The following is a 14,323-nucleotide window of genomic DNA, read 5'->3' on the forward strand; positions in this document are numbered from 1 at the left end:
GGATCGCGACCTGCGCACCCTGAGCGGCAATCCGGCCGTCGCGCTGTTCGTCGACCGGGCCGCCGCCGTCCTGCCCGGCTTCACCCTGACCGGGTCCGACGCCGCCGCCGTCGCCGAGCTCGTGCGCCGCCTGGACGGCCTGCCCTTCGCGATCGAGCTGGCCGCGGCCCGGATCCGCAGCCTGACGCCGCAGGAGATCCTGGAGCGGCTCACGGACCGGTTCGCCCTGCTGACCGGGGGCAGCAGCGTCGCCGCCGACCGGCAGCGCACCCTGCGCGCCCTGATCGACTGGAGCCACGACCTGTGCACCGGCCCCGAGCGGCTGCTGTGGGAGCGGGCCTCGGTGTTCCGCGGCGGCTTCGACCTGGAGAGCCTCGAACGGGTCTGCGCGGACGCCGAACTGCCGCCCGCCGCCCTGCTCGACGCCCTCGACGGCCTGGTCGCCCGGTCGATCGTCAACTGCCGTCACGTGCGCGGACGTTCGCGCTACCACATGCTGGAGACGGTCCGGGAGTACGGGCACGAGCGGCTGGCCGCGTCCGGCTCGCTGGACACCCTGCGGGGCCGCCACCGGGACCGGTACGCCGAACTGACCGCACGCGCCGGGCGGGAGTGGTTCGGGCCCCGGCAGGTCGACTGGTTCACCCACCTGCGCCTGGACCACCCCAACCTGCGCGCGGCCCTGGAGTTCTGCCTGGAGCGGCCCGGCCGGGCGCGGGCCGGCCTGGCCCTGGCGGTGTCCCCCCGGCACTACTGGATGACGGCGGGGCTGCTGTCCGAGGGGCGCCACTGGCTGTCGCAGCTGCTCGCCGCCGACCGCGCCCCGGACGGCGCCGACCGCGCGCACGGCGGCGGCGACGGTGACGGCACGGACGGCCCGGACGCCGCCGTCCACGTCCAGGCCCTGGTCACCGACACGTACCTGCGCATCCTGCAGGGCGACCCGGACGCCGACGTGCGGCACGCGCTCGCCGTGTGCGAGGCCGCGGCCCGGCGGGGCGGCCACCGGCGGGAGACGGCGTGGGTGTGGCACCACCACGGCATCCTCGCCGTCTGGCGCGAGGACTTCACGGGCGCCGCCGAGCTGTTCGCGCGGGCACGCACCGAGTTCCGCGCGCTGGGCTGCCTCGACGCGGCCCTCGAATGCCGGGTCAAGTTCGCCATCGCCCACGCCTGCGGAGGCGAGGCCGCCGCGGCCGACGAGGCGTGCGGCGAGGTCGAGGCGGCCGCCCGCGCGCACGGCGAGTCCTGGCTGCACGGCATGGCCCTGCTCGCCCGCGCGCTGCTGGCCCTGCGCGCCGACGCACCCGCCGACGCGGTCACCCACGCCCGGGCGGCCATCGCCCGGCTGCGCCCGTTCCAGGACTGGTGGGACGTCGCCATGTGCGTGGAGGTCATCGCCTGGAGCACCCGGGACGCCCCGCGGCGCGCGGCCCGGCTCCTGGGCGTGCTGCACCTGTTGTGGGAGTCGCTGGGCGGGCGGCTCGGCGCGGCGCCGTTCATGCGCGCCCAGCACCTGCGCCTGGACGCCGCGGTACGGGAGGCCCTGGGCGCCGCCGCCTTCGACCGGGAGTTCCGCCGCGGCGCGCGCGCCACCGTGGACGAGGCGATGACCCATGTCCTGGACGACGCGGCCGAGGTGCCGGGGCTGACGAAACGCGAGAGCCAGGTCGCGGAGCTGGTCGCCGAGGGCCTCAGCAACAGGGACATCGCGGCACGCCTGACGATCGCGCAGCGCACCGCGGAGAACCACGTCGAACGCATCCTGGGCAAGCTGGGGTTCGCCTCGCGCACCCAGCTCGCCGTGTGGACGTACGAGCAGCGCGGCGAACCCGCCGGGAGTGCGCGAGGGCCGCGGCGCTGACCTGCGGCCCTGCCCTCAGGGCGACTTGGGCTTCCACGGTCGACCGGGTGATCGTCACCGAGGAGGAACGCCAGTACCTCGCCGCCCCACCGCCGGCCCGGGCCGGCCCGGCTCGGGCGGTGGGGGCGTCCGTGGCGCCCGCCTGTTTTTCCCGCGCATTGCCCGTCTTCTGACGGTCATTTACCTCTGCATTACGTCGGCGGCGAAGCATTTCGGCCAACTGTTGCCACACGGGGTGACGTGTTCCCACCAAAGCTGGCACTGTACCGTCCCATCGCCGCAGAGCCCCTTGCGGCCGCCCGCGCACCATCCGACGCGGCAATTCACGTCGGACACCGTTCCACCCGTTCGAACCACCAGCTCTACCGGGCGACGTCACCCTCGGCCGCCCGGCTGACTCCGGCCACCCGAAACCCGGCCGTCGCAGAAGGAGTTCAGTGTGACTCGATCCCCCGGAAAGACCACCGCGGCAGGCGCGTTGATAGCAGGCGCCGCGATGATCATGGCTACTCTGACGTCCGGCGTCGCCACCGCCGCCGAGATCCCCGCCGAGGCCCCCGCCGAGGTCCAGGCCCTCGCCGGCGCGCTGCCGGTGCAGCTGTCGCCGGAGCAGCGCGGCGCGCTGCTGGCCTCGGCGGACGCCTCCCTGGCGAAGACCGCCGAGGCGCTGAACCTGGGCGCGAAGGAGGCACTGGTCGTCAAGGGCGTCACCAAGGACACCGACGGCACCCTGCACACCCGCTACGAGCGCACCTTCGACGGACTGCCCGTCCTCGGCGGCGACCTGGTCGTCCACACCGCCCCCGACGGCTCCACCAAGGGCGTCACCAAGGCCACCGACGCGGACATCGCCGTCGACACCACGCCCAAGGAGAGCGCCGAGGCAGCGAAGGGCCTCGCGCTCGACAGCGCCGGGAGCGCGAAGGTCGCGGAGCCCGCGGCCGACGACGCCCGCAAGGTGGTCTGGGCCGGGTCCGGCGCCCCGCGCCTCGCCTGGGAGACGGTGGTCACCGGCACCCAGGAGGACGGCACGCCCTCCGAGCTGCACGTCATCACCGACGCGAACTCCGGCAAGAAGATCTTCGAGTACCAGGGCATCGAGACCGGCATCGGCAACAGCAAGTACTCGGGCCAGGTCACCATCGGCACCGCGGCGTCCGGCAGCGGCTTCGCGATGACCGACAACACCCGCGGCGGCCACAGCACCTACGACCTGAACGGCACCACGGGCACCCGGACGCTGTTCACCAACCCGACCGACACCTGGGGCGACGGCACCGTCGCCAACCGGCAGACCGCCGCCGTGGACGCCGCCTACGGCGCCCAACTCACCTGGGACTACTACAAGAACGTCCACGGCCGCAACGGCATCAAGGACGACGGCGTCGGCGCCTACACCCGGGTCCACTACGGCAAGAACTACGTCAACGCGTTCTGGTCCGACAGCTGCTTCTGCATGACCTACGGCGACGGCACGAACAACATCCAGCCGCTGACCTCGATCGACGTCGGCGCCCACGAGATGACCCACGGCGTCACCTCCGCCACCGCGAACCTGATCTACAGCGGCGAGTCCGGCGGGCTGAACGAGGCCACCTCCGACATCATGGCCGCCGCCATCGAGTTCTGGGCCGACAACGCCGAGGACAAGGGCGACTACCTGGTCGGCGAGAAGATCGACATCCGGGGCAACGGCAGCCCGCTGCGCTACATGGACAAGCCCTCCAAGGACGGCAAGTCACGCGACTCCTGGTCGGCCGACCTCGGCTCCATCGACGTCCACTACTCCTCCGGCCCGGCCAACCACTGGTTCTACCTGGCCTCCGAGGGCAGCGGCACCAAGACCGTCAACGGCGTCACCTACGACTCCCCGACCTCCGACGGCCTGCCCGTCACCGGCATCGGCCGGGACGCCGCCGCCAAGATCTGGTACCGGGCACTCACCACCTACATGACCTCGTCCACCAACTACGCGGCCGCCCGCACCGCCACCCTCAAGGCCGCCGCCGACCTCTACGGGCCGACCAGCGCGACCTACCAGAACACCGCCAACGCCTGGGCGGCCATCAACGTCGGCCCGCGCGTCGTCGACGGCATCCTGCTGGACCCCGTCGACAACCAGATCACCGCGATCGGCGCGGCCGCCGACCTCCAGGTCAAGGCCGCCAACTTCAACCCCGGCATCGTCACCTACCACGCGACGGGCCTCCCCACCGGCGTGACGCTCCACCCGGTCACCGGCCGCATCACCGGCGTCCCGGCGCTGACCGGCACGTACACGGTCACCGTCACCGCCAAGGGCTCCCACAACAGCCGGGTCTCCACCACGTTCACCTGGAAGGTCTCGCGGGGCATCTTCGCGAACACCACCCCCCTGCAGATCCCGGACGGGGGCCCGGCCGTCTTCTCGGACATCGTGATCGACCGGATCCCGGGCCAGGCCCCGAGCGACCTGAAGGTCGGTGTGGACATCAAGCACACCTGGCGCGGCGACCTGGTCATCGACCTGGTCGGCCCCGACGGCACGGTCTACCCGCTGAAGAAGGGCAACCTCGGCGACTCGGCCGCCAACGTCATCGAGACCTACACGGTGGACGCCTCCGCCCAGCCCGCCAACGGCACCTGGCGCCTCCGGATGCAGGACACCTACCGCACCGACTCGGGCCACCTCGACGGCTGGAAGCTCATCTTCTGACCGCGCCCGCACTGAGCGGCACAGAGCGGCACTGAGCACCGAGGTGATCCGGTCGGCGAAGGCACCCTCCTCGCCGACCGGATCACCTCTCGTGCCTACGGCACCGTTCCTCGCCGGCTCCCGAAGGAACCCGGGGCCACCGGCCGGCCCCGTACCGACAAGGGCTCAGTGGTTATCCTGTACACGAAGGACGGGGCGAGGCACTTCCTGCGGCCGATGGCCGACAGCCCCCGGGTGAACGGCCGACCGCCATGACCCGGATCCGGGAAGGCCGACATCAGGAACGGACCGGGGGAAGACTGGTGGCAACGGAAGAGTCGGGCACGCTTGGCCGCGACGGCTGCCTCGACGTTCCCTCCAGCAGCGCGTCCGTCTTCGACCTCGATGCCAGGCTGCCCGGCCAGGCTTTCACGAAGCTCACGGGAGATTCGCTGTTCTGCGAGTTCGACGCCGTCCTCACCCGGGAGTTCTGGCCGGCGCTCCGCGCGATGGCCCGATGGCACGGCGACGATCGCGTCGAACTGCTGGTTCTCGAGCCCGGTCCCGACGATCTCCACCTTCCGGAGCGTCGATTCCAGCCCACGAGGTCGTTGTCCGTCGACGCGGACGAGGACGACTACTGGGAGGAGATCGGCTTCACCTCGGACGACGACTTCGCGGAGTCGATCGCGGTCTCCGCCAAGGTCATCGCCGTGACCGGCCCTTCCGGACGATGGGGGTGCTGGGGTGAGAGGGATCCCGAGGTCACGGTCTTCCGGGGTTTCCCGGACGCGGACACCCGGAACGACTGGCGCGAACGGTTCGGGCCCTTCCTCGAGGTGTCAGCTGCCCTGGACTCCTACCTCTCGCTCGCCTTCACGGGCCACGCCGTCCCGGACGCCTACGCGGCGGCCCTGACCGCCAACTACGGTCCTCCGAACAGCGGAAGGCCGTGACACCGCGGCATTCCGCCGGAGCTGCGGCGGGACTCCACGGTGTCCCGGGCCGCCGACCGCGGTGACCACGCCCACCGCCGTGGTGCCGCTGAAGGTGGCAACGGCTCGCCCACGAGCGCGGCCAGTGCCGACGGCGTCCCGGGCGCTACGCCACCGGAAGTCTCAGTCGCCGCCGTCGCACCGCCCGTCGCACCGCCGCCGGTGCCAGTCCCGCCATCGCGCTCAGGACGACCGCCGCCGCGGCCAGCAGGGTGGGCCGCCAGGGCCAGGACGCTCCGGCCAGCGCCAGATGGGCCGAGGGGTACTCGGAGAACTTCGCGGTGGCGAGCGCGGTACGGCGGTCGCTGTGCTCGGCGAGGTCCCGCAGGACCGGATCGAAGCCGAACTCCCCGGACCGCCGTCCCCCGCCGGGCAGTTCGACGGTCAGCCCGTTGCGGCGGGCCCAGTCGCCCAGCGCGGCGCCGACGCCGGAGGCGTCCTCGACGCCGGGCACCACCAAGCGGTCCGCGCCGTGGGCGTCCCCCGTCGCCGGACGGGTGACGAGGACCAGGCCGTGGCGGGTGGTGACGGTGTCACCGGAGCCGACCACCACCGTCCGGTCGGCGAAGGAGACTCCGCCGTACCCTTCGACCGCCGCGGCCGCGTCGATCTCCTCGACCCCGTCGACCAGGCCGATGGCCGTGGTGGGGCGCAGCCACGGGAACGCGGCGTTGAGGGCGTACGGCAGGTCCCCGAGGGCGAGGTGGTTGGCCGGTATCGCGGTCGGTCCGTCCGGAGTCCAGCCCGGGTAGGACAAGCCGGTGCCGATCCGGGCCGCTTCCGCCTCGCCGACCAGCTCCCCGACCACCCGCAGGGCGCCCACGGTGCCGGAGGTGACGCCCGCGGTGGTCGTCACCCGCCCGTCCTCCACGTAACGCTGCCCGCGCTTCCAGTCGACCTTCGGGTAACTGCGCTCCAGAGATCCGATGTTGGACCAGAACGACGTGGCGTCGCGGCCGTCGAGCAGACCGGAGGCGGCCAGCAGCTCGGAGCCCGCGCACACCCCGAGGATCCGGGCACCCTTGCGGTGGCGTTCGACGATCCACCGGCGCAGCCCGTCCTCTCCCGCTCCCGAGGGGTCGGTCACCGCGGGCACGACCACCACGTCGGGTTCCGGCAGGGTGCCGTCCGCCACCTCGGCCAGCGTGTGGTCGGGCAGCAGATGGGCGCCGCCGGACAGCGGGGAGACACGGCGTTCGGCGGCCACCGTGTAGACGAACATCTCCGGCGACTCGGCGAACACCTGGTAGGGCGCGAGTACGTCGGTGGCCACCGAGCCCGCGTTGCCGACCGCGACCGCCACCGTGATCCGGCCGTCCGGCACCGGCGGGGCCGGCGGCCACGCCCGGGTACCGGATCCGCGGGGAGCCGGGGCGAAGCTGTCGGCCATCGACGCGCTCACCCCCGCGAAGGCGATCCCCGCGAAGCACACCACCGACAGCGCCGTGCCCGACAGGACCCAGCCGGCACGGCGCAGGGCCCGGCGGCCCTTGCGTACGTCGGAACTCACCGTGGACAAGACATACCTCGACAATCCGGGCGCTGATCGGCAGCATGGTGCCGATCGGCCCTCATGGAAACGGAAAAGCGGAAAACGGCCCGGGGCCGGGGAAGGCCGGGGGAACGGACCGCACGCGTGCGGGCCGGGTTCGTCAGGCGGTCGGCCGCAGCGGTGCGCGCAGCCGCGAGGGAGGGGTTCCGAAGGCGTCGCCGACCACCCGGCGCAGCTGTCGCGCGTCGCGGAAGCCGCAGCGGACCGCGACCGCCTCCACCGTCAAGTCGGTGCCGGACAGCAGGGTTCGGGCCCGCTCCAGCCGCAGTTGCCGCTGGTAGCCGAACGGGGTGATGCCGGTGGCGGCGGTGAAGGCCCGCGTCAGACCGCGCGGTGACAGTCCGGCGACACCGGCGAGTTCACGCAGGGTGAAGGCGGTGTCCAGGTGCTGGGCCAGGTGGTCCTGCACCCGGTGCACCGCGGGCTGGACGTGGTCGCGGTGCCGCAGGAACGGACTGATCTGTGCCGCGTCTCCGTCCCGCCGCAGGTACAGCACCAGTTCACGCGCGACGCGCGCGGCCAGTTCCGGGCCGCGGTCCCGCTCGACCAGCGACAGCGCGAGATCGATCCCCGAGGAGATGCCCGCGCTGGTGCTGATCCGCCCGTCGTGCACGTAGAGCGCGGCCTCGCGCACCCGGGCGCGCGGATACCGGTGCCGCATCGCCGCGGTGAGCGACCAGTGCGTGGTGCACGCCCTGCCGTCCAGCAGCCCCGCTTCCCCCAGGACGGCGGCACCGCTGCACACCGACGCCACCCGGGCGCCCGCCTCGTAGGCCTCGCGCACCCAGCGCACCACGGCGGGCGCCACCAGCCGGTCGGATCCGGTCAGCCGGGGCCCCGGCACGAGCACCAGGTCCCCGGACGCCGGCCGGACCGTCGGCAGCGGCGCCAGACCGGCCAGCCGCAGGCCCAGGGCGGACCGCAGGTGGTCCGCCTCGGCGACGTACTCCAGCCGGTAGCCGCCGCCGAGGTGGGCCGCGGCATCGAACACCTGCACGGGACCACCGAGGTCCAGCAGATTCACCTCGGGCAGCACCAGCACCAGTACCCGCCCGGCGCACCCGCTTGTCTCCTCGCTCACCCCGTCACGGTAGGCCGACGCGCACCGCCCGCACGAGGTCCCCCGGGGACGGGAAGCGGACGGATCCGGCACCGGGAGCGCCGGGCCGCCCGCCGGAGGGGCTCGGAGCCGGCCGGAGGGGGCCGACGGACGGGAGATGGGGGACTGCGGACGGCGGACGGGGGCCGGGGGCCGGGGGCCGGGGGACGCCCCGAGGACCACTCCCCCGTCACGGGAAATTCACAGACCCGGGTCTACTCGCATAGACACCCGTGGGCCATCCTGGTCCGACGCCGGCGCTCGACGCCCATCCCCCTCGTTCCCCGTTCCCCGGGAACCGCGGGCGGTGGTTCCGTCAGACCGGCAGCGGGCTTCCCGTCCTCCCGCCGAGGCACGGCAGGAGGACAGGAACCGAGTCGGAGGCACACCATCCTCACCGGGAGATGCAGATGAAGCCACGCACCGCAGCCACCGTCGTCGCCCTGACCATCGCCGGCCTCGCCGTCTCGGCGCCCACGGCCGGTGCCAGCGGCACCAAGCTGTCCCAGTCGGCGGCCGCCACCCAGTTCAGCGGCGCAGGCATCACGTGGAGCTCCAGCGGGGGCTGCACCACCAGGTCCAACTCCACCTGCACGTCGTTCGACCAGATCAACTCGGGCACGGTGAGCGCCATCATCACCCTCAAGCGCGCCAGCGGCTGTGCCATCAACATCACGGGCGGCACCGAGGTCGGCCACGCGTCGGGCACCTACAGCCACTACAACGGCTACAAGGTCGACATCGCCCGCAACTCCTGCATCGACGGCTACGTCCAGAACAGCTTCACGTACATCGGCCTCCGGGGCGACGGCTACCCGCAGTGGAAGGCCGCGTCGGGCAACCTGTACTGCAACGAGGGCAGCCACTGGGACATCCTCATCTACTGACGCCGCCCCCGGGTGCCGCCTCCCGCAGGGCGGCGGCACCCGGAGTCCCCGGCGGACAACGCCCGGTGCCCCGCCGTCACCCGACGGCGGGGCACCCTCACCACTCATGGCCGGGAGGGCGTCACCCTCCCGGCCCGGCCGCTCGGCCGGCGGCGCCGACCGCGCCGGGTCCACCGTCGCGTCCGGTATCCATGCACAGGAAGACGTGAGGGAAGGCCGCCGACTCGAACGCGTACGTACCGTTGCTCTGCGACCAGATCAAGGGCTTCGAACCGGACGGTGACACCGTCCACTTCGTCCCCTCCGACATCACCCCGACAACGACGGCACCGGGCCGCCGGGGACGGCAGGGCCGCCCGACCGTGACGTCCCCGGCCCGAGCACCCGCCGGGACGCCGCTGCACCGGGCCCCGCCGGGCCGGCGCACCGCTGGGGGCGGTCAGGCGCGGGCGTCCTCCGGGACGCCGAGGGCCAGCAGGAGGCGGTCCCGCAGGCCGGCGAAGGAGGGGTGGCGGCGGCGGTCGGGGCCGGCGGGGACGGTCGGGCGCAGGTCGAGGGAGAAGCGGCCATCGGTGAGGACGAGGAGGCGGTCGGCGAGGAGCAGGGCCTCGTCCACGTCGTGGGTGACCAGCAGGACGGCGGGACGGTGGCGGGCGCACAGGTCGCGCAGGAGGCCGTGCATGCGCATGCGGGTGAGCGCGTCGAGGGCGCCGAACGGCTCGTCGAGCAGCAGGAGCCGGGGCTCGCGCACGAGCGCCCGGGCGAGGGCGACCCGGGCGGCCTCGCCGCCGGACAGGGTGGCGGGCCACGCGTTCTCCTTGTCGGCCAGGCCCACCTCCGCCAGTGCCGCGCGCCCGCGTTCGCGGGCGGCGGCGCGCGGGCCGGGCAGTGCGAGGGCGACGTTGTCGAGGACCCGGCTCCAGGGCAGCAGCCGGGCGTCCTGGAAGACCACCGAGCTGGGCTCGGGCACCTCGATCAGGCCCTCTCCCGCCACCGTGTCGTCCAGGCCGGCGACCGCGCGCAGCAGGGTGGACTTGCCGGAGCCGCTGTGGCCCAGCAGGGCCGTGAACTCGCCTCTGGCGATGTCGAGTTCGATCCCGTCCAGGACGGTTCGGCCGTCGAACGAGCGGCTCAGGGCGTGCAGTCGCACGCCGTCCTCGGCGGGTGTCAGCCCAGGGTCGTGCGCCACTGCAGCACCTTCCTCTCCAGGAGTCGGACCAGGGTGTCGGAGGTCAGTCCCAGCAGCCCGTAGACGACCAGGCCGACGACGATGACGTCGGTCTCGCCGAAGGTGCGGGCCTGTTCCATCAGGTAGCCGATGCCGCTGTCGGCGTTGATCTGCTCGCTGACCACGAGGACCAGCCAGGAGACGGTGACGGCCATGCGCAGGCCCGTGAAGAATCCGGGGGCCGCGCCGGGCAGCACGATCCGGCGCAGGAACCGGAGCCGGTCGAGGCCGAGGGTGCGGGCGAGCTCGACCCAGCGGACGTCGAGCCCGGTGAGCGCGGCGTGGGTGTTGAGGTAGACCGGGAAGAAGGTGCCGAGCGCCACCAGGATGATCTTGACCTCTTCGCCGATGCCGAACCAGAGGATCGCCAGCGGCACCAGGGCGAGGATCGGCAGCGCCCGGAAGAGCTGCGCGGTGCCGTCGATGAGGGCCTCGCCCAGCCGGGAGAGCCCGGCCAGCAGGGCGAGCGCCACGGCGGCGGCGGTGCCGAAGGCCAGCCCGAGGGCGGCGCGTTGCAGCGAGACCCACAGGTGGTGGCCCAGTTGGCCGCTGGTCAGCAGGTCCCAGGCGCGCCCGCCGACGTCGCCAGGCGGTGCGAGGGTCTGCGGGTCCAGCACCCCGGTGGCGGAGGCGAGCTGCCAGAGACCGAGCAGGACCAGCGGGCCGAGCGCGCGGGCGAAGGGGATCCTGCGGCCTCGGGGGCCCGCCGGGCGGGCGGTGCGCGGGCGGCGGCGGAGGGTGGGGAGGCGGGTGGTGGTGGCCATGGGTCAGCCCTTCGCCGCGGCGGACTGGACGGCGTCGAAGCGGCGGTCGAAGGCGGTGGCGATGTCCAGCTCGTCGATCACCCCGGCCGCGGCCAGCACGTCGGTGATCTGCTGCAGCCGGGCCGCCGCGGTGGTGTAGTCGGGGATGGTCGCGGTGCCGTTGTTGGCGACCACGGCCTCGCCGACGGAGGCGGGCAGCTTCTGCGAGTTCACGTAGTAGGACTGCACCCAGGCGTCCTTGTGCGCGGTGATCCACAGTTCGGCCCGGGTGAAGCGGGCCGCCAGGTCGGCGAGGGCCGCGCTCCTGGCCGGGTCGGTGACGGCGGCGCCGGGCGCGATGAGCAGCTGCAGCCCGCTGGTCAGGCCCTTGTCGCCGTCCACCTCGTGGGCGCCCTTGTCCTGGTAGGCGTTGGCGTACTTGCTGACCAGCGGCTCGGTGAGGGTGCCCGCGTCGACCTGGCCGGCGGCGAGCGCGGCCGGGATCTCCGGCGGGTTGAGCTTGACCAGGGTGACGTCGGCGGGCTTGAGGCCGGCGTTCTTCAGCGCGGTCAGCACGGCGGGCTGGAAGGTGGTGCCCTCGGCGTAGGCGATCTTCTTGCCCTTGAGGTCGGCGACGGTCTTCGCCGTGCTGCCGGGAGAGGTCCACAGGTGGACGGCGTCCGGGCTGTTCTGCACGACGCCGACCACCCGGGCGTCCTGACCGTGCGCCTGGGCGAAGACGACCGGGGCGTCCGCGACGAACCCGACGTCCGCGGCACCGGCCCGGAAGGCCTCCAGTACGGCCGGGCCGCCCTGGAAGGAGGACCAGCTGATCCGGAACGGCAGGTCCTGGTCCTGTCCGGACGCCTGCAGCGTGGTCCTGAGCAGGTCGTTCTGGTCGGCGATCCGCAGCGTGACACCGCCGGGCACGGAGGTGGCCAGCGGCGCGACCGCCGGCCCGGCCGAAGCCTTGCCGCCCGTGCCGGAGGAGCAGCCGACCAGCACCGCCGCGGCGAGCACGGCTGCGCTGACAGCGGGGACGAGCGGACGGAACGTGGGCATGGCGGAGCTCCCGGACGAGGGGGTGAACAGGGGATTGGGGTGGCCTCATGGTCACCACGACGCCCGGGCGCTGTCAACGAATTCCCGTAAATATCTTTCCACTATGGCTTCTGAATTGCCGCAACATTGCGCCGTGTTGCGCACTGGTACCGCATGACCTGGAAAGCTGGCGGCAGGCCTGAAAGTTATTTACCAACACCGCGCCGATGGCTAGGGTCACTGCCGTGCCCGATGACCTGCTCACCCGCATCCGCCACCGCCGCGACCAGCTGCCGCCCGCCGAACGCGGCATCGCCGACCTGGTGACCGTCGACCCCGGCCGCGCCGCCGAACGGACCATCTCCGAACTCGCCCGCGCCGCCGGCACCTCGGAGACCACCGTGCACCGGTTCTGCCGCAGCCTCGGACTGCGCGGCTACGCCCAGCTCCGGCTCGCCCTCGCCGCCGAGGCCGAGCGCCTGCGCGCCGACGACCGTGCCGACCTCGACCTCTCCAGCGACCTCGGCCCCGAGGACACCCCGGCCCAGCTGGTCCGCAAGGTCGGCTGGGCCAACGCCCGGGCCGCCGAGGAGACCGCCGCCGGCCTCGACCTCGACGTGCTCGCCGCGCTCGGCGACCACGTCCGCCGGGCCCGCCGGATCCTGGTGGTCGGAGTCGGCTCCAGCGCGCTGGCCGCGCTGGACGCCACCCAGAAGCTCCAACGACTCGGCTACGGCGCGGTGTTCGCCAGCGACGTGCACGCCGCCCTGATGATCGCCGCGCTCCTCGAACCCGGCGACCTCGCCATCGGCTTCAGCCACTCCGGCCGGGCCAGGGAGGTGGTCGAGGTCCTGGAGGAGGCCCGCACCGCGCGGGCCGGCACCGCCGCCGTCACCAGCGGCCCCCGCTCCCCCGCCGCGGCCGCCGCCGACCTGGTCCTGCTCACCGCCGCCCGGGAGACCGCCTTCCGCAGCGGCGGCACCGCCTCCCGGACGGCCCAACTCACCGTCGTGGACGCCCTCTACGTCACCCTCGCCCAGCACGACCACGCCCGCATCCTGGACGGCCTGGAGCGCGCCCACGACGCCGTCCGCCGCCACAGCCTGCGCCGGCCCCGCTGAGCCGCCCCCCCTTCCCGCCCCCCCTTCCAGACCCCCGCCGATCCTTCCGACCCGGACCGGAGCCCGACCGTGCCCACCGCACCACCCCGACCCACCCCACCGCGCCGCCTCCTGCCGCTCCCACCGGCCGCCGCCATCGCCACCACCGGCACCGGCACCGGCGGCGTCGAGTACCCCACGGGCCCGCACGGCAGCAGCGGCCGCCACCCGCGCCCCGCCCCGACCGCCCGGGGCACCGCCTCCACCCACGCGCCCTGGAGCCTCGATGCGTACGCCGACTGACCCGGCCCCCGGCGCCGGACAGCTGCCCCCCACCGAGGCGCGCCACCCGCTCAGCACGGAGCTCGACACCCTCGACACCCCGGCGCTGCTCCGGCTGATCAACGACCAGGACGCGACCGTGGCCGGAGCGGTGCGGGCCGCGCTGCCCCAGCTGGCACGGCTGGTCGAGGCCGGCGTCGAGGCCCTCGCGCGCGGCCGCCGGGTGCACTACTACGGCGCGGGCGCGGGCGGCCGGATCGCCCTCGGTGACGCGCTGGAGCTCGGCCCGACGTACGGCGTCGGCCCGGAGACCGTCGTCGCCCACCTCGCGGGCGGCCCGCAGGCCGCCGGCCGCGCCGCCGAGCACGCCGAGGACACCGCCCCGGACGACGCCGAGGACGACCCGCCGGTCGCGGGCGACCTGGTCATCGGCGTCACCGCCGGCGGCCGCACCCCGTACGTCCTCGGCGCGCTCGCCCGGGCCCGGGCCGCCGGAGCCGCCACCGCGCTGCTGTCCGGCGACCCGGCCGCGCCGGCCGCCGCCCACGCGGACCTGCACGTGGTGCTCGCCACGGGGCCGGAGGTGGTCACCGGCTCCACCCGGATGAAGGCCGGTACGGCCCAGAAGCTCGCGCTCAACGCCTTCTCCACCGCGCTGATGGTCCGCACCGGCCGCACCTGGTCCAACCTGATGGTCGCCGCCTCCGCCCGCAACGGGAAGCTGCGCGCCCGCGCGGTGCGCACCCTGGTGACGGCCTGCCGGGTGACGCCGGAGCAGGCCGCCGACTGTCTGGACAGGTGCGCCGGCGAGACCGCCACCGCCCTGGTGGCGCTCAGCACCGGCGCGGCGCCGGAACG

General features: G+C 73.8%; 12 protein-coding genes. 7 read left to right on the plus strand and 5 right to left on the minus strand.

What is annotated here, in order from left to right; genetic code table 11:
* The 3 genes from AB0E96_RS27615 to AB0E96_RS27625 all read left to right on the plus strand — a co-directional run.
* A partial coding sequence (locus AB0E96_RS27615) for a LuxR C-terminal-related transcriptional regulator (protein ID WP_359828227.1) occupies positions 1 to 1,864 on the plus strand: 1,864 nt, incomplete at its 5' end.
* Positions 1,865 to 2,360: 496 nt separating this feature from the next.
* Positions 2,361 to 4,559, plus strand: a complete 2,199-nt coding sequence (locus AB0E96_RS27620) for a M4 family metallopeptidase (protein WP_359828241.1) — start codon at positions 2,361 to 2,363, stop codon at positions 4,557 to 4,559.
* A gap of 302 nt (positions 4,560 to 4,861) precedes the next feature.
* Positions 4,862 to 5,494: a hypothetical protein gene (locus AB0E96_RS27625; protein WP_359828228.1), complete on the plus strand. Its 633-nt coding sequence runs from the start codon at positions 4,862 to 4,864 to the stop codon at positions 5,492 to 5,494.
* 145 nt (positions 5,495 to 5,639) lie between these two features.
* On the opposite strand, the gene AB0E96_RS27630 is transcribed toward AB0E96_RS27625, so the two are convergent.
* Positions 5,640 to 7,043, minus strand: coding sequence for a DJ-1/PfpI family protein (locus tag AB0E96_RS27630; RefSeq protein WP_359828229.1), 1,404 nt, complete (start codon positions 7,041 to 7,043; stop codon positions 5,640 to 5,642).
* Positions 7,044 to 7,185: 142 nt separating this feature from the next.
* On the minus strand, positions 7,186 to 8,166 hold the full coding sequence (locus tag AB0E96_RS27635) for a DJ-1/PfpI family protein (RefSeq protein ID WP_359828230.1): 981 nt from the start codon (positions 8,164 to 8,166) through the stop codon (positions 7,186 to 7,188).
* A 428-nt stretch (positions 8,167 to 8,594) separates the two neighbouring features.
* Here AB0E96_RS27635 and AB0E96_RS27640 point away from each other — a divergent pair, with 428 nt between their 5' ends.
* Positions 8,595 to 9,071 (plus strand): hypothetical protein, encoded by a 477-nt coding sequence (locus AB0E96_RS27640; protein ID WP_359828231.1) that lies wholly within the window; start codon positions 8,595 to 8,597, stop codon positions 9,069 to 9,071.
* A gap of 439 nt (positions 9,072 to 9,510) precedes the next feature.
* Here AB0E96_RS27640 and AB0E96_RS27645 read toward each other — a convergent pair whose 3' ends face one another.
* Genes AB0E96_RS27645 through AB0E96_RS27655 form a run of 3 tightly spaced genes read right to left on the minus strand, consistent with a single transcriptional unit; the run spans position 9,511 to position 12,104 of the window.
* Positions 9,511 to 10,260 carry an ATP-binding cassette domain-containing protein gene (locus tag AB0E96_RS27645; protein WP_359828232.1) on the minus strand — a complete coding sequence of 250 codons (750 nt, stop codon included), beginning with the start codon at positions 10,258 to 10,260 and terminating at the stop codon, positions 9,511 to 9,513.
* Entirely contained in the window at positions 10,239 to 11,063 is an 825-nt protein-coding gene (locus tag AB0E96_RS27650; RefSeq protein WP_359828234.1) for an ABC transporter permease, read from the minus strand. The genes AB0E96_RS27645 and AB0E96_RS27650 overlap by 22 nt, the downstream gene beginning before the upstream one ends.
* A 3-nt stretch (positions 11,064 to 11,066) precedes the next feature.
* Positions 11,067 to 12,104 (minus strand): ABC transporter substrate-binding protein, encoded by a 1,038-nt coding sequence (locus tag AB0E96_RS27655; RefSeq protein ID WP_359828236.1) that lies wholly within the window; start codon positions 12,102 to 12,104, stop codon positions 11,067 to 11,069.
* Between the two features lie 224 nt (positions 12,105 to 12,328).
* Between AB0E96_RS27655 and AB0E96_RS27660 the strand changes: the two genes are divergently transcribed.
* From AB0E96_RS27660 to AB0E96_RS27670, 3 genes are all read left to right on the plus strand, one after another.
* Positions 12,329 to 13,204 (plus strand): MurR/RpiR family transcriptional regulator, encoded by an 876-nt coding sequence (locus AB0E96_RS27660; RefSeq protein WP_359828237.1) that lies wholly within the window; start codon positions 12,329 to 12,331, stop codon positions 13,202 to 13,204.
* Positions 13,205 to 13,273: 69 nt separating this feature from the next.
* Positions 13,274 to 13,486 (plus strand): hypothetical protein, encoded by a 213-nt coding sequence (locus AB0E96_RS27665; protein ID WP_359828238.1) that lies wholly within the window; start codon positions 13,274 to 13,276, stop codon positions 13,484 to 13,486.
* Positions 13,470 to 14,323, plus strand: an 854-nt coding sequence (locus AB0E96_RS27670; protein ID WP_359828239.1) for an N-acetylmuramic acid 6-phosphate etherase, incomplete at its 3' end; no start/stop codon positions are given. The genes AB0E96_RS27665 and AB0E96_RS27670, both read left to right, overlap by 17 nt.

Source organism: Kitasatospora sp. NPDC036755 (genome assembly GCF_040636595.1).
Lineage (GTDB): Bacteria > Actinomycetota > Actinomycetes > Streptomycetales > Streptomycetaceae > Kitasatospora.